The sequence below is a fragment of the Flavobacterium sp. CG_23.5 genome, from assembly GCF_017875765.1.
Taxonomy (GTDB): Bacteria; Bacteroidota; Bacteroidia; order Flavobacteriales; family Flavobacteriaceae; genus Flavobacterium.
In genome coordinates this window covers 1,026,713-1,045,988 of record NZ_JAGGNA010000001.1, presented here as the reverse complement: position 1 = coordinate 1,045,988, position 19,276 = coordinate 1,026,713, and the positions used below count along the sequence as shown (strand labels likewise).

Below are 19,276 nucleotides of genomic sequence, written 5' to 3'. Positions count from 1 at the left end.
TTTAAGCATATTTTTGCTTGTATTTTTCAAGTATAGATTTGTGGTCAATGCCTTCTGACGAATTCATTTCTTCAATAGCATCAATTAATCCTTTTTGTTGCGCTTTAGGAAGAGAATGCCATTCTTCAGTATTATTTTCGTTATTGATAAAATTTGTTAAAATTCCATAGACTTGCTCTAATTTGGATTTATCAAGAGTATCAATTTCACGAAATAATTTTAATTTTAATTCAGCAGTACTCATAATTAAATGTTTTTATCAAAATTACAAAAAAATAGATTCACATAACAACTCATCCTCAAAAATCAACAATTCAGTAAGTTAAAGTTTTAAAAAGCCTAAAACTGAAATACTTTTGAATAATAATTAAACAAGTTTCAATCATCAATAAAATCATTAACAACTAAAATTTACTATCATGATCAAAATTATCACAATTACCGCTTTATTTGTTTGTAGCTTATTATCAGCACAAGGACAATTTGAACAAGGAATGGGAAAAGCTTTTGGGCTTTGGGCAGCAGGAAAAAATACGGAAGCCTCAGATCAATTTGAAAGAATTGCATCGGCAGAAAAAACAAGCTGGTTGCCAAATTATTACGTAGCTTTAGTAAATACCACAGCAGCTTTTGGAACACAGGATAAAGACAAAATGAATTTGTTACTTGCCAAAGCACAAAATGCATTGGATATTGAAATGATAAAAGATCAAAATAATGCTGAATTATATGTAATGCAAGCCATGATAAATACTGCCTGGATTGTTTTTGATCCAATGACGAACGGAATGAAATTATCCGGAAAAACGATGGAAATGTATGCCAAAGCGGAAGCATTGGCACCAAATAATCCGAGAGTGGTATTTGGTAAAGCGGAGTTTGAAATAGGAGGGGCGAAATGGACGGGAGTCGATACTAAACCATTATGCGGGCAAATTGAAAAAGCTATTGGACTTTTTGCTACTTTTAAACCTGAAACACCTTTTTCTCCAAAATGGGGATTAGACAGAGCTACAGAAGCATTAAAAAATTGCAAATAATATAGAATAACAATGGAAAATCAAAGGATAAAAATGTTGGCAGAGTTTAAGAAAAGTTCAATACTTTGTTTGAAAATAACTTTGATTTTCACATTGGTATTTTCCTTTGTGCAACGAAATTTTGAATTGAAAAGTGTGTTAATTACTTTTCTCATAAGCGCCATGTATTCTTTCGGAATTGGTTTTGGAAATGGATTCATTAATGCTTTTTTAGATAAAAAATGGGATTGGCTGGAACAAACTAATTTAAGAGTGTATTTTGGTATAATTGCCACTATTTTATACACGATACCAGTTGTTTTAGGAATTGATTATCTCACTTTTGTGGTTTTTCAAAAGCTGGATCCTTCGGAATTTTTTAATGAAAGAATGTTGTGGGTGCATCTTTTTTATATCATTTTATCTCTGGGTGTCTCCACCTTCATGCATGCCAGAAGTTTTATGGCTAAATGGAAAAATGCATCCAAAAAGGAAGTAACACAGCAAAAAATAATTGCAGGAACGGCTTCGGCAAAGTTTGAAAGTTTAAAAAACCAAATTGATCCTCATTTCCTTTTTAATAGTTTGAATGTGTTAAGTTCTCTAATCGAAGAAAATCCTGAAAATGCACAACGTTTTACGACTTCATTGTCAAAAATCTATCGTTATGTTTTGGAACAAAAAGATAAAGAATTAGTTTCAGTTGAAGAAGAGCTGGCTTTCGCCAAAACCTATATGAACCTGCTTAAGATGAGGTTTGAAAACAGTTTGTTTTACGAATTGCCGTCGCAAGAGGATTGGATTGCTTCGTCCCTCGCAATGACGGAAGCCAAAGTGGTGCCACTTTCCTTGCAGCTTTTATTGGAGAATACAGTAAAACACAATGTAGTTAGTGAACAGCGACCGTTGCATATTCGAATTTTTATCGAAGGAGATTATCTGGTTGTTGAAAACGATTATCAAAAAAAAGAAGTATTGCAAGATCGTCAAGGTGTAGGATTGCAAAACATCATCGATCGATATGGAATTATTACCAATAGAAAGGTATTGATTGCCCAAAATGAGAAAACGTTTTCAGTCAAAATACCAATTTTAACGAAACAAATTGCCGTCATGGAAACAACTGATTATAGCGAAAACACCGCTTATTATAGAGCTAAAAAGAGAGTGGAACAGCTCAAAGGATTCTACGGAAGTTTAATTTCGTACTGTATCGTAATTCCAATATTAGTATTTATTAATTTAAGATATTCTCCACAATTTCATTGGTTTTGGTTTTCAGCTGGAGGATGGGGATTTGGATTAGTGATGCATGCTTTAAAAGTTTATGGATATAGTTCTAATTGGGAGGAGCGCAAAATTCAAGAAATCCTAAGAAAAGAAGAAAACAAACAAGCATGGAAGTGATTTTAGTTTCCGGTTGCCATTTTTGGTGATTTAGCGAAATGTTAAACGTGAAATAAATTTTTAAACAAAATTACAATGGAAAATAATAATAAAGACGAAGAACGCTATTTTAAAGCTAAAAAAAGGATGGAAGAGATTAAAGGGTTTTATGGAAACCTGGCTGCCTACCTAGTTGTAAATACGGGCTTACTAGTGATTAATTTGCTAACGTCGCCTAATCATTTATGGTTTTTCTGGCCTATGATTTTTTGGGGAATTGGAATCGTAATTCACGGAATGAAAGTCTTTAATTATATGCCATTTCTTGGTCAAGATTGGGAAGAGAAAAAGATTAAGGAATTTATGGATAAGGAAAAGGAAAATAATAGTAATTGGGAGTAATTTAAAAATAGTATCATGGGACGATTAAAAAGACAATTGCAAAACGAATATCAAACGGATGATTTTAATCCTGATTTGCGTTATGATTTAGCTTATAAAAGAGTAAAAAGGATTAAAGGATTCTATGTTCATGCATTAGTATATGTTCTTGTAAACTTATTTATTATTATTTCTTTTGTGAATGGAAACTCAGATGAGGAAGGAGATTTAAGGAATTGGGAGACCTATTCAACTGCTTTGTTCTGGGGAATAGGACTTCTTGCACATGGATTATCTGTTTTTGGAAGAAATATATTTTTTGGACCAAACTGGGAAGAAAATAAAATAAAAGAATTGATGGAAAAAGAGAAAAAAGAGAAATGGCAATAGCGTTTCTACTCATTTTTTCAAAAGCTATTTATAATAATTTAAACACACTTAAAATCTTAGTCTCGATAACTATCGGGATTGTATAAATAAAACAACAACTTTGAGAAAATACTACCCTATCATTGCATTTCTTTCAATAATAAAATTAATAATTCATCTCATTGGAAATCAAAATTATGGTTTTCAGCGGGATGAATTACTGCATTTATCTGTAAGTGAGCACTTAGATTGGGGCTATTTTGAGTTTCCGCCTTTTATTGCGTTTGTGGGTAAAGTTGCTCATTTTATTTTTGGATACTCGTTATCTGGTATTCGTCTTTTCTCCACATTGGCTGGTGTTGGAATTCTTATAATTTGTTGTTTAATTGCCAAGGAATTGGGTGGAAAAAAGAAAGCGGTTTTGTTAGCTGGAGTTTCTGTTTTGGCATTCTTGCCTTTTTATCGCAATCAGACTCTTTTTCAGCCGGTAGCTTTCGATCAGTTATTTTGGACACTAGGTTTCTACTTTTTGATCAAATATTTTAATACTAAAAACGTAAAATTCCTGGTTTTGCTTGGTATTGCCGCAGGAATGGGCTTGATGAATAAATATACCATTTTGGTCTGGGGATTGGGAGTTGTAGTTGGTTTGTTATTTTATGATAATGGCGCGCTTTTCAAAAATAAGTGGCTTTATACTTCAGGATGCATCACTTTTCTACTTTTTCTACCAAATATTATTTGGCAATTTCAGCACGATTTGCCGGTTCTTATGCATTTGCAAAAATTAAAAGAAAGCCAGCTGGACGAAATCGGCCCTTTTGATTTTACATTGGAGCAATTAAAACATCCATTTACGTTGGCAATTAGTTTGATGGGGCTTTTTGCTTACTTTTTTGACAAGGATTTAAAGAAATATAAAGCTATAGGGATTACTGCTTTATTCATATTTGCAACAATGTGGTTGATGCAATCTAAGGCGTACTATTTCTTCGCCATTTACCCTGTATTATTCGCTAGTGGAGCTGTAAAAATCGAAAAGTTACTTCACAAAAAACCAAATTGGAATTATGCTGTGGCTGCCGTTTTATTGCTTCCAATGATTCCTTTCTTGCCACTCGCAATACCAGTTTTACCAATTGATACTTATGTTAATTATTTAAATTTAAAACCCGAAAAAGATGGACGTATAATAATAACAGATGATTATGCTGATATGTTTGGCTGGGAAGAACAAGTGAAATTAGTCGATAGTACCTATCAATCGTTGCCACCGCAAGAGAAAATAAACTGTGTTATTTGGGCTGAAAATTACGGAGAAGCCGGTGCAATTGAAATCATTGGAAAAAAATACCAGCTGCCAAATCCAATTTGTAGCAACGGAAGTTTTTGGCTTTGGGGAAGCGGTACAACCAGCGGGGAAGTTTGTATCAGTATTGGAAATGAAAAAAAAGTTGTAGAAAGCATATTTAAAGATTGCACATTAATAAAAATGGTAAAACACAAATATGCAATTGACGAGGAAAATAATATTCCAGTGTATCTTTGTCGAAATCCAAAAATAAATAGGAAACAAAATTGGGCGTCATTAGAAAAACATGTGTTCGATTAACGAATTAAATTGAGATTTTCCAAAACCAAAAGTTTTAACTTTAAATTAAACCATGACCACAATAATTATTGAAGACGAAAAACCTGCTGCTAGATTGCTGCAAAGAAAACTCGAAAAATTAAATATCGAAGTGGGAGTGATGCTACATTCCGTGGAAGAATCAATTGAGTGGTTTGCTAAAAACGAACAACCTGATTTGATCTTTCTAGATATTCAATTATCCGATGGTTTATCATTTGAAATATTCGAACATTTCGTCTCCGAGCAGCGTGCCATAAAAAGCGCTATAATTTTCACGACCGCTTATGATGAATATGCGTTGCGAGCATTTAAATTGAATAGCATTGATTATCTTTTAAAACCTATTGATGAAGATGATTTAGAGATTGCGGTTTCCAAATTTAAGGCGCGTTTGCCAAAACAAGAATCGTTGCAACTCGACTTTGAGCAAATCAAAAAAATGCTTTCTAATCCATTTGATAAAAATTACAAAAAAAGGTTTACCGTAAAAATAGGACAACATCTAAAAGTGATAGCTACCGATGAAATTGAGTGTTTTTTTAGTGAAAATAAAGGAACATACATTCATACTTTCGACAATAGAAATTATTTAATCGAAACTACTCTGGAATTTTTAGAACAGGAATTGGATCCTGCTGATTTCTTTCGTGTAAGCAGAAAATTTATAATTCCATTGAAAGCAATCAAAGAAATTGTCGTTTACAGTAACTCTCGTTTGAAGGTGATTTTGCCATCTTATAAAGAGGATGAGGTTATTGTAAGCAGAGAAAAAGTATCTGATTTTAGAACCTGGATTGGTTAATTATTTACATAAAAAAACTGTTTCAATGTTATATCTAGAAGCCCTTAAAAAAGGAAATTTTGATAGTTGACAATGAAACAGTTTTAGTACTATTATAACGTTGAAATTATTCAAATAATGATTTAATCTCTTTTTCAGTTTTACCTAATTTCTGTTGTAATTTACCCCAAGTTTCATCTTCTTTTCCTTCTTCAAATAATACATCGTCATCTGTTAGCTCAGCAAATTTTTGTTTAAGCTTACCTTTTAACTCATTATAATTTCCTTTAATCTCTGTTGAATTCGGCATAATGTTATAGTTTTAAATTGTTACTTATTGTTTAACAAAGTTGAGAATTTAAAGCTAAAAAAGTGTTATATAATTAGACTGAATTGTTGTATAATTCATAGTTGCCGATAATGGATTCAAGTGAAATTAGTATTAAACTAAAAAAGAATATGATGTTACGTAAATAATTAGTTTTTAAATAATTGAATGTTGTGTATAGATTATTTCTATAGTGGTTTTATACCTTGAAAAGTGCTTTTCTTATTCCAATTAAAACAAAAACAAACAAAGTATAACCGATAAAAAACGGGACGATGTAGTCGATTAAATTCATAGGTAACATGATGGCAATAATCAGTAATTGAAAGCCTAAACCATAAACACTAACTAGCGTCATAAACCAATTTGGAAAAGTTTTTACCTTGTAAGCATCCTTGTCCCAGGTGTGAATAATCTTGTCAAAAACGCCGTAAACTATAGTGTAAATTTGGAACAAAATATCAACTGATTTTTGACTTTCGCCTGGTAATGCTCTAGGAGATTTATATTCAAAAATTTTACTTGTTGTATCTCCACCCACCGATTTGTTTCTCAAAATCACATAATAGTAATTGTATAATGTTCCTTGCAATTGAATACAAAAAAAAGCAATCACCGTTAACCAAAAAGAGGTATTGGAAACATAACAAATGGACATTAAAAATAAAAAATTAAGGATGATGTCAAACACACTATCGAGATATCTTCCGGTGTAAGAAGGTGTGTTTTTTATCCGTGCCAATTCGCCGTCAGCGGCATCGATAATCGATTTTAGAATGATAAAAAAAGCCGCTAAAAAATAATGATTTTCCAGAATGCAGTAAATTGCAATCAGACCGGAAACTCCAAAAAGGAGCGTCACGTGAATGGGAGTAAACCGCGTATTTTTTAATTGAGTGGCAAAGAATGTTCCAATTGGTCTTCCGTAATCGGATAAATCAAGAAATTTATCTTGAGCTGCAAGTTTAGACATTTAAGTTGATGAACAAAGAAATACGACAATATAGTCAGATATAAAAGGTATGAAAATTATTTGGATAATCGATGCAAAGTATAAGTCATAGCTGTAAGCAAGAAAAATGCACTTACCTGATGCGTTAATCCTAACCACAGTGGAACTCCATACAATAGGGTTAGTACCCCTAATCCAAACTGAACAAAAACCAATAGTAGAAGTGATTTTATTCCGTTTGTTTGCCTTTTATCTAAAGTGAAATTTTTGCTTTTGAAATATAGTAAAACAATTATCCCAACGACAAAATACGCAAGAGTTCTGTGTACAAATTGTACGCCGCTTTTACCTTCCGTAAAACTCAAAAATACATTTTTTTGTTCTAAGAAAACACTGTCGTGAATAAATTGACCGTCACTCATCAATGGCCAATGATTGTGGATTAAACCGGCGTTTAAGCCCGCAACAAATCCTCCATAAATAATTTGCAACAATAAGAAAACTAGAGCGACACGGGCAATGGTGCGCAAGGATTTCTCTATGTTTTTCTTTTCAGGATAAATTAAATCCAATGCTACCCAAAACGTATATGCAAAAGTGATAAAGGCTGTTGTAAGATGAAGCGCCAATCTAAAATGGCTTACATCTGGATCGTTAATCAATCCGCTTCGTACCATAAACCATCCAAAAAAACCTTGTAATCCACCTAATCCTAAAAGAATTATACTTTTTTTAATAGTGCTTTTATCTAATTTTTTTCTGATTAGAAAATAGATAAAAGGAATAATAAAAACCATTCCGATGGCACGTCCTATAAAACGGTGAAACCATTCCCAGAAATAGATGAATTTATAATCAGCTAATGTAAAATCATTGTGAATATTGATTTTCTGGTATTCAGGAAATTGCTTGTATTGTTCGAAAGCTTCCTGCCATTTTGCCTCAGAAAGAGGCGGTAAAGTATCCGTGATTAAATGCCAGTCGGTCATGGAAAGACCAGAATTAGTTAATCGTGTAATTCCGCCTACGACAACCATTATAAAAATTAAAATACAACCCGATAACAACCAAACAATAACCGATTTATTCCCTTTTTTCATGTTATGAAACTAATTTTTTAGTAGGATTATGTATTTCTTTTTAAAGAAATAATTAGCACAAAGTTATTTTAAAAAAAGTTAAATTTTAATTCAACAAGCGTTAATTTTTAAGCCTAATTTTTCGGCTCTTTTTAACATAAGTCCATAGGCAGCTTGATATTCGTTCGGGATTTCCCCTTCCAGAATGGCTTCTTTTATGGCTTCTTTAAGCATTCCAATTTCTTTAGATGGCTGTAAATTGAAGATTTCCATAATTTCTTCTCCTGAAATAGGAGGCTGGAAATTCCGAACATGGTCGCGTTCCTCTACTTCCACAATTTTCTTTCGAACAATTTCAAAATTGTTGTGGTATTTTTTGAATTTACTTGCGTTTTTGGTGGTGATATCCGCTTCACATAAAGTCATTAGATTTTCCACATCTTCACCCGCATCGAAAACTAATCGGCGAACTGCCGAATCAGTAACGGTGTCTTGTGACAAAACAATAGGTCGTGAACTCATCATGACCATTTTTTGTACAAACTTCATCTTTTGGTTCAAAGGCATGTGTAAACGTTCGAAGATTTTTTTCGCCATTTTCCCACCTAAAAATTCGTGTCCATGAAATGTCCAACCTTGTTTTTTGTTAAAACGTTTGGTTGGTGCTTTGCCGATATCATGTAATAAAGCGGCCCATCGCAGCCATACATCGTCTGTATTGGGGCATATATTATCAACAACTTCCAGTGTATGATAAAAATTATTTTTGTGGGTATGGCCTTCAATTTCTTCTACCTGATTTAAAGCAGTCAATTCCGGAAGAATGATATCTAAAAGTCCAGTTTTGAATAATAACAAAAAGCCAATAGAAGGTTTATCAGTCGAAAGAATTTTATTAAGCTCATCAACGATGCGCTCTCCTGAAATAATTTTAATTCTTTCCTTGTTTTTTTCGATTGATTCCAAAGAAGCTTCATCGATTTCAAATCCCAATTGATTCGCAAAACGAATACCTCTCAGCATACGCAAAGGATCATCTGAAAAAGTAATATCTGGGTCTAAGGGAGTTTTTATTATTTTATTTTCTAAATCAACTAAACCATTAAAAGGATCCGATAATTCTCCGAAATTTTCAGCATTCAATGATAAGGCTAATGCATTTATCGTAAAATCACGTCGGTTTTGATCGTCTTCAAGCGTTCCGTTTTCTACAACTGGATTCCTGCTTTCAAAGTGATACGATTCTTTTCTGGCGCCTACAAACTCGATTTCCGTATCTTCAAAACGCAACATGGCGGTGCCATACGTTTTGAAAACTTGTACTTTTGGTTTTTTTGGAAGTAATTGAGAAACTTTTAAAGCTAATTCTATTCCGCTGCCCACAGCAACAATATCGATATCTTTTTTGAAGTCTCTTTTTAAAATCAAATCCCTGACGAAACCGCCAATTACATAACTTTTTATGTTAAGTTCTTGGGAAGCTTGAGAAATGACTTCGAATATTTTATTGTTTAAGGCTTGTTTGTATTTCATTATTTTAGTTCCATTTTGTCATTCCGAGAAACGAGGAATCTCTTTAGTTGCTCTAGCATTGAGATTCCTCGTTCCTGGGAATGACAAACGATAGTGATAAACTTTATTTTCGAATAATTTTAACCTGACTATCAGCACTCAATTTTATAATTGTAGACGGTTTTCCTGCTATTTTTTCGCGATGCAAATTTACAACATAGTCCACGCCTTTTATAATTTCGGGGCTAATTTCTTTGAAACTTTTTGGAGTTGGTTGTCCTGATATATTCGCCGATGTTGAAACTAATGGTTTTTTCAACTTTTCCAATAATTTAAAACAGAAAGGCTCTTTTACGATTCTGATGCCCAATGTGTTATCTGTAGCAATTAGATTTGGTGCCACATTTCTTGGTTTGTCGAGAACTAATGTAGTTGGATTTTCGGATAAATCCATGATCTGCCACGCTACTTCAGGGATATCCTTGAAAACGTTGTACATCATTTTTTCACCATTCATTAAAACAATCATGCTTTGTGTTTCAGCTCTTTTCTTGAGTTTGTAGATTTTGGCAACTGCTTCTGGGTTTGTAGCATCACAGCCAATTCCCCAAACGGTGTCCGTAGGATAAAGGATGATGCCGCCTTGTTGTATAATTTCGAATGCATTATGTACCTCTTGATTGATGTCCATTTTTTTTAGGTTTATTGGTGTAAAGATATTTAAAAATAATTTGAGGTAATTTCAAAGGTTTGCTTGATTTTATAGAAAATTTAAATCATTTAAATATTAAAAAGAGTTTAGATTTCTTTTAAATTTTATTTTTACAAATGAATCAGGATTCAATTTTTCCCATTTTGTTGTTTTTAAAATCACTCTTGGCCTTAAATATAAATTTATAAAGAGCAAATGGATTTTTTGAATACAACAAATTTGAATTTATTTGGCTTGAATAGCGTTTTTTCATTTTTAGGATTAATTCAGGAAACAACGCAGCATATTTTTTTTCTAAATATAACAAGTTTCTTGTTATATAATATATTCTTATAGGAGAATGTAATTGCTTCTCTTTCTTAATTAAATAGAGCGTTTTTATGGAAGCGTTTTTTGTTTTTTCACCAATTGAATGATTGAAAAAATTATTCTTAAAAAGAATGCATTTAAAACCCATTTTTAATGTGGCAAAACAAAAATCATAATCAACGCCATCAATAAATAGATTTTCATCAAATCCTCCTATCTTTTTATAATTACTTAAATTTAGTACTGAACCTGAAGTTATTAAGAATTCAACTTCTTTATGGAAAATATTTTTTGGAATAGCAATTTTAGAATCGCTACTATATTCTAAACCAAAAATACCAACTTTGTCGTTATTGGAATAATTTTTAATATCATCAAAATATTGGATTAAGTTTTCATTCAGAAAGTAAGAATCCTGATCCATTGTCAATAGAAATTCAAAGCCATCAGCAATAGCTAAGATGCAAGCTTGATTTAATTGGAACGATAATCCTTTGTTTTCAGAGTCAGAAATATAAATGATTTTATCATGATCTTCAAAAGGAATATTTGTTTTTATGTTTTCAGAATTATCATAGATATACAATTTATCGACCAAAGGTAAATAACTCAATATGTTATTTAAGTCCTTTTTTTTAGGATGGTATAATACGACACATGCTGCAATTTTCATTTATTATTTTTGGTTTTAATTTATGTTTTTGGTGTTTTGCAAAATTATATGTTTTTTATTTAATGTTTAGAAAAAAGAATCTAACAGTGGAAAATGAATTTAAAAAAGATTAGATGTTTACTCCTAATATTAATTAAGATTCTATTTTTGTGACAAATAACTTAAGCAAATGATTTAAATATGACAAAAATTAAAAAAATCGCAATCATAAGTACACATTCTTTTGGCTATGTTGATTTTATAGTAGAAAAATTGAATTTGATGGAAAGTGTTGATTTGACCTATGTTAATATTGATTCCATTTCGTTTTCTTATAAAAATATTTTTTCAAGAGTTAATAATTTTTTTTCTAAATTATTTTTGTCCCAAGGCTTAAAAGAGAAAAACAGAACAAATTTCATTAAAAAATTATTAGAAGACAAAGGTATATTTGATCAAGTATTGATTATTCGGCCAGACAAACTTCAAAAGGAAGCGCTGATTTGTTTAAGAGAGAATTCTATCGAGATGACTAGTTATTTATTTGACGGAATTGAAAATTATAAAGAACAGAAAAAAACATTGCATTTTTTTGACACCGTTTACAGCTATGACAAGAAAGATGTTGAGAAGTATAATTTCCAGTTTTTACCCAATTATATATATGACGATGAAATTTTAGAAGTAAAACCTAGCCAAACCGTATTTAATATTTCTTCCTTCGATAAAAGGTTTCTATTTTTAGAAAAAATCGCAAATTATTTAGAAGCCAAAAATATTTCTTTCCATTTTATAGTTAGAAAGAGCAAAAAATTCGACCATCACAATATAGAAATTATTGAGGACTATTTATCATTACAAGAAGTGAAAAAATTAATAGCGAAAAGTAAGATTTTGGTTGATATTCAAAGGGAAAATCAATATGGTTTGAGTTTTCGTGTGTTTGAAGCTTTGGGATACCGAAGAAAATTAATCACAAACAATCATGATATTGTAAATTATGATTTTTATGATAAAAATAACATTTGGGTTATTTCAGAAACGAATTATGAAATACCAACTGCCTTTTTTGAAACGGATTACAATGAGATTAAACTTGAAATTTTAAATAAATACATGTTAAGTAATTGGATATCAGTGGTTTTTAATGTGGATTAAATAGCAGTTTTAGCTTGGGTTTTTAAGTGCTTTTTAAGTTGCTTTGTATTCCTAAAAGTGTATTTTTACAGCGAAAATAAAAGGTAATAAAAAGCAAATGAGACTAATACATTTTACTGCTTCAAAAGTTTGGAGAGGTCACGAACAAATGATAATTGACATTTGCGAATCGTTTAGAGATAATAATTTTGCTGAAAGTCAATTAATTGTTTGTCCGAATGATTCTGAAATATTCAAAATTGCCACGGAAAGGAATTTAAGCGTTCAAGGATTTGATTATAAATCAGAATATGACCTTAAATTTGCTAAAAAATTCAAACAAATTGCCATAGAGTTTCAAGCTAATGCTATACTACTGCATAATAGTAAATCACATACAATAGCAGTTTTATCCTCTATTTTTTTTAGTTTAGATATCCCTTTAGTGTTGTTTCGAACTTTAATTAAAAACGTAGGAACCAACTTTTTCAGGAAATATAAATACAATTATAAGGGCATAAAAAGGATTATTTGTATTTCTGAACCAGTGGTTGAAATTCTTAAATTATCCATTAAAGACCATTCTAGATTAACAATTATAGGAAGTGTAGTTGATACCGCTAATTTTAGTCATAATGTAAAAACAGGTTATCTTCACAAAGAATTTAATATCCCTTCAGATTTTAAAATAGTAGGAAATGTGTCGGCATTTTGCAAAGTAAAAGATCATTATACTTGGGTTAATACTGCCGAAGAACTTTTTAAAAGAGGATTGAAAGCAAAATATTTTTTGATTGGCGATGGTTCTATGGAGCCAGAAATTAAAGAATATGTAAAGTCAAAAGGTCTAGAAAATGAAGTTATATTTGCCGGTTTTAGAAATGATATAAACAGATGTCTCCCGGAATTTGATTTGTTTTTATTCACGTCAAATAATGAAGCAACTGGAGGAGTTATTCTCGAAAGTTACGCCTGTAATGTGCCGGTTGTCGCTTCCAGAGCTGGTGGTATTCCTACGGTATTAATTGATAATGAAACAGGTTTATTAGCAGAAGTTGGAAATTCAATGGATTTTGCTAATAAATCAGAAGCTTTAATTCATGATAAAGTAATGCAAGAAAGATTTGTCAAAGCTGGTTCTGAATTTTTATTGTCCACTTCTACAAGGCTAATTATCGGGACAAAAATATTGAATGTATTGAATGAAGTTTTAGTAAATTAATAAATACATTTCGCTCAAATAAAATAAATTATGATTTACGTTATTTCCATATTGGTTTTAATTGGATTAGCCTTTTTGGCTTTTTTGAACTTTCAATTTAAATTACTTTCTCCTGCCTCAAAAAAATTAAGAATTCTAGAATATCATTCCGTTTCCGTAAATGGTTTTGAAGATCAGATTACGATTAGCAAAGAGAAAATAAAAGAACAATTTGAATATTTAAAAAATAACAATTACAAGACACTTTCATTATCTGAAGTGGAAGAATTAAAGAATAAAAAACAGCCATTGCCACCTAAATCGGTTGTTCTTACTTTTGACGATGGTTTTTTAGATAATCATACGGAGTTATATCCTTTGCTACAGCAATATAATTTCAAGGCAGTTTGTTTTATTGTTCTAGGAAGAATAGGGCAAAAAGCAGATTGGAATGGAGAATTCGTCAGTGATAATATGATTATGATGAATAAGCAGCAGTTATTTGAAGTAAGTTCTCATATTGAATTGGGATATCATACTTTTAAACATGACAATTATGCTGGATTATCGCTGGATGAAATAGAAAAAGATCTTCAATTGTGCCAAGAAGTGATTAAAAAGGAGGCATTAAATGTTTACCCAGCATTGGCATACACTTATGGCGGATATTATAGAAAGAAGGGAGTTAAACAAGATGAGTTCTTTAAATTACTCGAGAAATACGGCATAAAATATGGTCTTAGAATAGGCAATAGGATAAATGTTTTCCCTTTTAAAAATAATTACCTAATTCAGCGCATAGACATAAGAGGTAGAGATACAATGGAAGATTTTAAAAAGAAAGTAGTTTTTGGAAGGAAGAAAGTTTTTTAATTGACGTCTAAATTTCAAAACAGATGCTTTTCATACACTTTCAAATATTCAGCAGCCGCAACTTTCCAATCGAAACTTGCGGCTCTTTTTTTCATTAGCATTTCCATTTCATTTTGATGATTATAGAAATGATTTAAACCATTTATCAATGTGTTTTTCATGTATTCAGGATCAAAATTATCCCAATAGTAAGCATGTTCTCCGCCTATTTCCGGCAATGAAGTTTTATTGGATAAAAAGATAGGTTTGCCAAAATGCATTGCTTCGATAGGAGGAAGGCCAAACCCTTCGCGAATAGATGGAAATACAAAAGCATGGCACTTCGATAAATAAAATTGTTTAGCAACTTCATCCACTTTACCAGTCAAAAAAATACGGTTTTGTAAATTATTTGACTGTATAAAATCTTCTATTTCTTTGCCATAAGCTTTGTTTTTATTTCCAGATAATATTAGATTATAATCCGTAATATGAAGCATCATTTTCACTAGAGAAAGGAAATTTTTTCGTTCTAGAAAATCACCTATGGAATATAAAAAAGGTTTGTCAAGCGGGATTGGTGAAATAAAACTGGAAGTATCTAATATGGTCGAAATAGGGTTTCCATTATGAATTACATATTCCGGTATATTAGGAACTTTAAAGTACTGATGGGTTTGTTTTTTTGCAAATTCCGAGACATAAGTTATCGCATTAGCTTTCTCCAGCTTTTTAAGAAAGAGTTTATTTACTTTGTGATTCATATCGGATGAAATTTCCTTTACAAAATTTACATCATGGATGGTTAGTAAATATTTATTGACGTGATAAGGTTCAACTTTAGAATTCTGATTCATGGAATGCCATAAATCATATTTTTTTCGGGTTCTAAAAATACTATATCGGGATAAATCAGTATATTTTTTATATTTAAATTTGTCGCCAAATTCAGATTTTAGTAGTTCCGGATTTTTAGCGTTTAGTAATAAGTCTAAATTATTAAATTCTAATTGTGACAATCCCTTTATCAACTCATAATTAAAAGTCCCTAATCCAGTTGCTTTATTTTTAAGATTATGTGATTCTAGAAATACAGTTTTTGTCATATTTAATAGTGTAATTCGCTAGTAATTGCCATTTTTTAGCTTCATTCATACTCAAATGAAAAATGCATATTTAAAATTTAGACTAAGAAAAATTAAGAAGGTTTAATGTCTGAAACGTTTTTTTATACATTTTATTTAAAAACTTTAATTAAATATAATATTCCGTCATCATTATAAAATAGGACGGTTTATTTGGAGACTCAAAAATCATTTCGTTATTTTTGTAGATTAACAACTTAGTTTGCAATCCATGTTAATAACGGTCAATACAGTTTTCATTTCTAAAGAAAAAGAGATCAAAAAGAATATTACGGATTTTAGTTCCACTGGTGTTCTCTTTGGTGATGGTAAAAGGAATACGATCAAACTCTTTGATTTAGACGGTAAGACGATTAACATCAAATCGTTTAAAATTCCTAACATTATTAATCAGGTAGCGTATAAATATTTTCGGAAATCAAAAGCTAGACGATCTTATGAATATGCAAATAAGTTGTTACAAAAGGGAATTGGTACGCCACAGCCTATTGCTTACGCTGAAAATTTTAAAGTTACAGGATTAGAAAAGAGTTTTTATATCAGTGAACATTTACAAGCAGATTTGACTTTCCGGGAATTAGTTGAAAACCCGGATTATCCAGATCATGAAAATATACTAAGACAGTTTGCGAAATTTACTTATGATTTGCATGAAAAAGGAATTGAATTTCTAGATCATTCACCAGGAAATACGTTGATTAAAAAAGTTTCCGAAAACCATTATGAGTTCTACTTGGTTGATTTAAACAGAATGAATTTTCACGAAGCCATGGATTTTGACATGCGAATGAAAAATTTTAGCAGGCTTACGCCAAAAATTGAAATGCTTGCCGTAATGAGTGACGAATATGCAAAACATTACAGTAAGGAATATGAGAAAATTTTTAGTAAAATGTGCTTTTACACTAATGATTTTCAGGCAAAACACCACAGAAAAATGGTAAGAAAAAAGAAATTGCTTTTTTGGAGATAGTCGCTATTTTTTATCCCAAAGATTTCGAAGTTCTTGGTATCTAATATGGATACAATAAGCATTTAGGTAGCAAATAGTCATGCCTTTTCTTCCGTCGAGAAAACCCAGTCGGACAATATAATTATACAGGAAATTATAAATAGGATGCAATATGTGACGCACATAAGAAGTTTTTTGTTTCTTAATGAACTTCTCTTGAGCTTTAAATTTCCCGTAGCTTATTATTTTTGATTTAAAAGATTCATAATCAGAAAACGAATAATGAGTAAGTTTGTTTTTGAGTACACCAATTTTTCCGTTCACTTCTAATTTTTCATGAACCAATCTATCTGTTTTGTATGTAGCGTAATTTTTATTGAATAATCTGAAAATTTTGTCGTTTTGACAACCACTAAAACGCAAAATGGTATTTTCATATATAAAAGTTCTATAAAATAAAAAAGCAGAATATGTTTCGTTGTTTTTTAGCATGACTAAAATTTCATTTTTTAATGCGGGAGTAAGTCTTTCATCAGCGTCTAGAAATAAAATCCAATCATTTTTTGCTTGAGCAATAGCAAAATTTCTTTGCGAAGAGTAATCCTCAAACTTATGCTGAATAAATTTTACTTTGCTGAATGATTTACAGATACTTTCAGTTCCATCACTGCTAAACGAATCGACAACAATAATTTCATCAGCAAAATCTAAATCTGACAGAAGCGCATTCATATGCACCTCTTCATTTAAAGTTATGATTAAAACCGATAATTTTTTGTTTAGATTGCAATTCATTTGCTTCCTCTTATTTTTTTAAATGAGTTGTCAAAAAAGCATTTAACGAAGGAAACAATAACGCTGGAACAAATTCTTTGTAAAATAAATCACTCTCCTTTTTTATTGTTTTGTCCGTTTTGTTCTCAAATAATTCGGGTTTGTATTCTTTTAGATGAAGCGAAACATGATTAATTCCGTCTTCAAAAGTTGCCCAGCCTTTTTTATCAATCCACGGCGAGAAAATAATAAATGAAGGTTTGCCTAATGCTTTTGCCATATTTATCGCACCGCCATCATTACCTATTATCATGTCGCAAGAATCCATTATGGCAATGTACTCCCGGATATTTTTTCCAGTAATAGTAAAGTCAATTTTAGTTTTAGTTTCCTCTTTACAGCCATTGTAAATTGTTTTTGCTTCTTGAATTTGCTTTGGCATATAATTAAAAAGCAAATTTACATCGCCTTTATCAGCAATAAAATCAATCAGTTTTGACATATATTCTAATGGATACGTTTTTTCTAAACTGCTCCCCATGATACTTAACATAATCGTTTTTTTGGAACGGTCTATTCCATGAGAATTTAAAAGTGAAGTTGCAAAATCCCTTTCTTTTTGAGTTATTTTAATTGTAGGGAAAGTTTCGAGTTCAATATCTAGTTTTAACGGATCTAGTAATGCTAGTCGCTGTTCGATTATTAAACCTAAATTTGAATTTGATGTTTTTTTTCTTTCTATGTTATCCGTATAAAGAAAAGTTCTTCCTTTTTTCCAATACGATATTTTTTGTTTTGCTCCCGAAAATAATACGACAAGCCAGCTTTCTAGTTTGGAGTAAGCATCAATAATTATGTCATACTTTTCATTGCGAATGGATTTCAATAATTTGAAATATTCCCATTTGTTTTTTTGATGTTTCTCCTTAAAAAGGATGAGATTGTCAAAGCTTGTATTTCCCTTCAATACTTCAATTGTTGATTCATAAACCATGTAATCAATTTGAGCATTTGGATAAGCGATGCGTAAATTGTCACAAAGTAAGGAGCTTACTAAAACATCGCCAATCATTTTTTGTTGAATTACAAGTATTTTCATTTAAAGTAAAGTTGAAAAATTAAGCTTTTATTTTCATGTAATTCATGGCACGAGGACTAATCCAAGTTTGTTTTTTTAGAGCATTAAAATAATAGACAGTAATATTTTTAAGGATTAATGCATTCACTTTCAATTTTGGAATAAAAAATAAAAAAAGACTTAAAAATGACAACACTATTTTCTCAGAAATAACCCCTAAAATCAACAAGCTCTGTAAAAATAGTCTTGTTCCTCCATAGAATTGATTATCAATGTAAACATGTTTAGAAATAATCACTTCTGTTTTTGTCAGTGCTTTTGTCTTCACATTCAATCTTGAAGCACCACCATGTTGATGAAAAATAGTCGCTTTTCTGGTAACGGCTACTTTTCCTCCAGAATCAGAAGTCTTTTTACAAAGATCAACGTCTTCAAAATATAACCAGTAATCTTCGTTCCATCCTTTTATTTTGTGGAACCAGTCCCGACTTATAAAAATAACGGCTCCAGTAACCCAATCAGGATAAAAAAGATCATAAGTATTGTTGAAACGTTCTTCGAGTTTTGTTTTATTCACTTTTCGGTAAATAGATCTTGAGATTCCAAAAAACCGTCCCAAAGCTGGAAATAAATTCCTCTGATTGTAAAAAACATTGTTTTCGTTTATTTGCAAACAGGATAAAATTCCAATTTCAGGGTTTAAAATTGCAGTTTGTAAAAGAGTTTCTAAAGCTTCAAGAGTAACTTTTGTATCTGGATTTAAAAAAAGAAAATAGTTACCCGTTGCTTTTGATGCTCCCACATTACATCCATTGGAAAAACCATTATTACCGGAATTTTCGGTAAATGTAAATTTGGAATACTTTTCACTAAAAGCAGTTAATTGACCGTCATTAGAAAAATTATCGACAACAATAACTTCAAAAGAAAAAGTTTTAGAATTGATTGTATCAATAGATTCTAAACATTCATCTAAGGCTTTCCAACCACGGTAATTAACTATAATTATTGAAATATCCAATAG

General features: G+C 31.0%; 21 protein-coding genes. 10 read left to right on the top strand and 11 right to left on the bottom strand.

Annotated elements, in window-relative coordinates:
- Position 1: 1 nt before the first annotated feature.
- Positions 2-244 carry a hypothetical protein gene (locus H4V97_RS04400; protein ID WP_209549049.1) on the bottom strand — a complete coding sequence of 81 codons (243 nt, stop codon included), beginning with the start codon at positions 242-244 and terminating at the stop codon, positions 2-4.
- 175 nt (positions 245-419) lie between these two features.
- On the opposite strand from H4V97_RS04400, the gene H4V97_RS04395 reads away from it, so the two are divergent.
- The 6 genes from H4V97_RS04395 (at position 420) to H4V97_RS04370 (ending at position 5,590) form a co-directional block, all read left to right on the top strand.
- The gene (locus H4V97_RS04395; RefSeq protein WP_209549048.1) at positions 420-1,040 is read left to right on the top strand and encodes a hypothetical protein; all 621 of its coding nucleotides are present in this window, start codon (positions 420-422) and stop codon (positions 1,038-1,040) included.
- 12 nt (positions 1,041-1,052) lie between these two features.
- Positions 1,053-2,426, top strand: a complete 1,374-nt coding sequence (locus tag H4V97_RS04390) for a histidine kinase (RefSeq protein ID WP_209549047.1) — start codon at positions 1,053-1,055, stop codon at positions 2,424-2,426.
- Between the two features lie 75 nt (positions 2,427-2,501).
- The gene (locus tag H4V97_RS04385) at positions 2,502-2,807 is read left to right on the top strand and encodes a 2TM domain-containing protein (RefSeq protein WP_209549046.1); all 306 of its coding nucleotides are present in this window, start codon (positions 2,502-2,504) and stop codon (positions 2,805-2,807) included.
- Between the two features lie 15 nt (positions 2,808-2,822).
- Complete coding sequence (locus tag H4V97_RS04380; RefSeq protein ID WP_209549045.1) at positions 2,823-3,176, top strand: 2TM domain-containing protein; 354 nt, start codon at positions 2,823-2,825, stop codon at positions 3,174-3,176.
- Positions 3,177-3,276: 100 nt separating this feature from the next.
- Positions 3,277-4,767: an ArnT family glycosyltransferase gene (locus H4V97_RS04375; RefSeq protein WP_209549044.1), complete on the top strand. Its 1,491-nt coding sequence runs from the start codon at positions 3,277-3,279 to the stop codon at positions 4,765-4,767.
- Between the two features lie 52 nt (positions 4,768-4,819).
- Positions 4,820-5,590: a LytR/AlgR family response regulator transcription factor gene (locus H4V97_RS04370; protein ID WP_209549043.1), complete on the top strand. Its 771-nt coding sequence runs from the start codon at positions 4,820-4,822 to the stop codon at positions 5,588-5,590.
- A gap of 106 nt (positions 5,591-5,696) precedes the next feature.
- Here the strand turns inward: H4V97_RS04370 and H4V97_RS04365 are convergent, their stop codons facing one another.
- From H4V97_RS04365 to H4V97_RS04340, 6 genes are all read right to left on the bottom strand, one after another.
- Positions 5,697-5,879: a CsbD family protein gene (locus H4V97_RS04365; protein ID WP_073207301.1), complete on the bottom strand. Its 183-nt coding sequence runs from the start codon at positions 5,877-5,879 to the stop codon at positions 5,697-5,699.
- 217 nt (positions 5,880-6,096) lie between these two features.
- Positions 6,097-6,870: a CDP-alcohol phosphatidyltransferase family protein gene (locus H4V97_RS04360; RefSeq protein ID WP_209549042.1), complete on the bottom strand. Its 774-nt coding sequence runs from the start codon at positions 6,868-6,870 to the stop codon at positions 6,097-6,099.
- 56 nt (positions 6,871-6,926) lie between these two features.
- Positions 6,927-7,949, bottom strand: a complete 1,023-nt coding sequence (locus H4V97_RS04355; RefSeq protein WP_209549041.1) for a COX15/CtaA family protein — start codon at positions 7,947-7,949, stop codon at positions 6,927-6,929.
- Between the two features lie 90 nt (positions 7,950-8,039).
- Positions 8,040-9,461: a CCA tRNA nucleotidyltransferase gene (locus H4V97_RS04350; protein ID WP_209549040.1), complete on the bottom strand. Its 1,422-nt coding sequence runs from the start codon at positions 9,459-9,461 to the stop codon at positions 8,040-8,042.
- 103 nt (positions 9,462-9,564) lie between these two features.
- A complete protein-coding gene (locus tag H4V97_RS04345; RefSeq protein ID WP_196850552.1) occupies positions 9,565-10,131 on the bottom strand; it encodes an L-threonylcarbamoyladenylate synthase in 567 nt (188 codons plus the stop codon).
- 142 nt (positions 10,132-10,273) lie between these two features.
- A complete protein-coding gene (locus tag H4V97_RS04340; protein ID WP_196850551.1) occupies positions 10,274-11,134 on the bottom strand; it encodes a hypothetical protein in 861 nt (286 codons plus the stop codon).
- Between the two features lie 180 nt (positions 11,135-11,314).
- On the opposite strand from H4V97_RS04340, the gene H4V97_RS04335 reads away from it, so the two are divergent.
- From H4V97_RS04335 to H4V97_RS04325, 3 genes are all read left to right on the top strand, one after another.
- The gene (locus H4V97_RS04335) at positions 11,315-12,271 is read left to right on the top strand and encodes a hypothetical protein (RefSeq protein WP_196850550.1); all 957 of its coding nucleotides are present in this window, start codon (positions 11,315-11,317) and stop codon (positions 12,269-12,271) included.
- Between the two features lie 97 nt (positions 12,272-12,368).
- The gene (locus tag H4V97_RS04330) at positions 12,369-13,472 is read left to right on the top strand and encodes a glycosyltransferase (RefSeq protein WP_196850549.1); all 1,104 of its coding nucleotides are present in this window, start codon (positions 12,369-12,371) and stop codon (positions 13,470-13,472) included.
- 30 nt (positions 13,473-13,502) lie between these two features.
- Positions 13,503-14,324: a polysaccharide deacetylase family protein gene (locus tag H4V97_RS04325; RefSeq protein ID WP_196850548.1), complete on the top strand. Its 822-nt coding sequence runs from the start codon at positions 13,503-13,505 to the stop codon at positions 14,322-14,324.
- Between the two features lie 14 nt (positions 14,325-14,338).
- Here H4V97_RS04325 and H4V97_RS04320 read toward each other — a convergent pair whose 3' ends face one another.
- Positions 14,339-15,409 carry a glycosyltransferase family 4 protein gene (locus H4V97_RS04320; protein WP_196850547.1) on the bottom strand — a complete coding sequence of 357 codons (1,071 nt, stop codon included), beginning with the start codon at positions 15,407-15,409 and terminating at the stop codon, positions 14,339-14,341.
- 250 nt (positions 15,410-15,659) lie between these two features.
- On the opposite strand from H4V97_RS04320, the gene H4V97_RS04315 reads away from it, so the two are divergent.
- Positions 15,660-16,421, top strand: coding sequence for a lipopolysaccharide kinase InaA family protein (locus H4V97_RS04315; protein WP_209550269.1), 762 nt, complete (start codon positions 15,660-15,662; stop codon positions 16,419-16,421).
- Between the two features lie 3 nt (positions 16,422-16,424).
- Here the strand turns inward: H4V97_RS04315 and H4V97_RS04310 are convergent, their stop codons facing one another.
- Genes H4V97_RS04310 through H4V97_RS04300 form a run of 3 tightly spaced genes read right to left on the bottom strand, consistent with a single transcriptional unit; the run spans position 16,425 to position 19,273 of the window.
- Positions 16,425-17,195 carry a glycosyltransferase family 2 protein gene (locus H4V97_RS04310; protein WP_209549039.1) on the bottom strand — a complete coding sequence of 257 codons (771 nt, stop codon included), beginning with the start codon at positions 17,193-17,195 and terminating at the stop codon, positions 16,425-16,427.
- A 10-nt stretch (positions 17,196-17,205) separates the two neighbouring features.
- Positions 17,206-18,273 carry a glycosyltransferase family 9 protein gene (locus H4V97_RS04305; protein WP_245345188.1) on the bottom strand — a complete coding sequence of 356 codons (1,068 nt, stop codon included), beginning with the start codon at positions 18,271-18,273 and terminating at the stop codon, positions 17,206-17,208.
- A 19-nt stretch (positions 18,274-18,292) separates the two neighbouring features.
- Positions 18,293-19,273, bottom strand: a complete 981-nt coding sequence (locus H4V97_RS04300; RefSeq protein WP_209549038.1) for a glycosyltransferase family 2 protein — start codon at positions 19,271-19,273, stop codon at positions 18,293-18,295.
- Between the last annotated feature and the right edge of the window lie 3 nt (positions 19,274-19,276).

Excerpts from the sequence above, each read along its gene's own strand:
- H4V97_RS04400 (WP_209549049.1), bottom strand. The coding sequence starts at position 244 with ATGAGTACTGCTGAATTAAAATTAAAATTATTTCGTGAAATTGATACT.
- H4V97_RS04395 (WP_209549048.1), top strand. The coding sequence starts at position 420 with ATGATCAAAATTATCACAATTACCGCTTTATTTGTTTGTAGCTTATTA.
- H4V97_RS04390 (WP_209549047.1), top strand. The coding sequence starts at position 1,053 with ATGGAAAATCAAAGGATAAAAATGTTGGCAGAGTTTAAGAAAAGTTCA.
- H4V97_RS04385 (WP_209549046.1), top strand. The coding sequence starts at position 2,502 with ATGGAAAATAATAATAAAGACGAAGAACGCTATTTTAAAGCTAAAAAA.
- H4V97_RS04380 (WP_209549045.1), top strand. The coding sequence starts at position 2,823 with ATGGGACGATTAAAAAGACAATTGCAAAACGAATATCAAACGGATGAT.
- H4V97_RS04370 (WP_209549043.1), top strand. The coding sequence starts at position 4,820 with ATGACCACAATAATTATTGAAGACGAAAAACCTGCTGCTAGATTGCTG.
- H4V97_RS04365 (WP_073207301.1), bottom strand. The coding sequence starts at position 5,879 with ATGCCGAATTCAACAGAGATTAAAGGAAATTATAATGAGTTAAAAGGT.
- H4V97_RS04360 (WP_209549042.1), bottom strand. The coding sequence starts at position 6,870 with ATGTCTAAACTTGCAGCTCAAGATAAATTTCTTGATTTATCCGATTAC.
- H4V97_RS04355 (WP_209549041.1), bottom strand. The coding sequence starts at position 7,949 with ATGAAAAAAGGGAATAAATCGGTTATTGTTTGGTTGTTATCGGGTTGT.
- H4V97_RS04350 (WP_209549040.1), bottom strand. The coding sequence starts at position 9,461 with ATGAAATACAAACAAGCCTTAAACAATAAAATATTCGAAGTCATTTCT.
- H4V97_RS04345 (WP_196850552.1), bottom strand. The coding sequence starts at position 10,131 with ATGGACATCAATCAAGAGGTACATAATGCATTCGAAATTATACAACAA.
- H4V97_RS04340 (WP_196850551.1), bottom strand. The coding sequence starts at position 11,134 with ATGAAAATTGCAGCATGTGTCGTATTATACCATCCTAAAAAAAAGGAC.
- H4V97_RS04335 (WP_196850550.1), top strand. The coding sequence starts at position 11,315 with ATGACAAAAATTAAAAAAATCGCAATCATAAGTACACATTCTTTTGGC.
- H4V97_RS04330 (WP_196850549.1), top strand. The coding sequence starts at position 12,369 with ATGAGACTAATACATTTTACTGCTTCAAAAGTTTGGAGAGGTCACGAA.
- H4V97_RS04325 (WP_196850548.1), top strand. The coding sequence starts at position 13,503 with ATGATTTACGTTATTTCCATATTGGTTTTAATTGGATTAGCCTTTTTG.
- H4V97_RS04320 (WP_196850547.1), bottom strand. The coding sequence starts at position 15,409 with ATGACAAAAACTGTATTTCTAGAATCACATAATCTTAAAAATAAAGCA.
- H4V97_RS04315 (WP_209550269.1), top strand. The coding sequence starts at position 15,660 with ATGTTAATAACGGTCAATACAGTTTTCATTTCTAAAGAAAAAGAGATC.
- H4V97_RS04310 (WP_209549039.1), bottom strand. The coding sequence starts at position 17,195 with ATGAATTGCAATCTAAACAAAAAATTATCGGTTTTAATCATAACTTTA.
- H4V97_RS04305 (WP_245345188.1), bottom strand. The coding sequence starts at position 18,273 with ATGAAAATACTTGTAATTCAACAAAAAATGATTGGCGATGTTTTAGTA.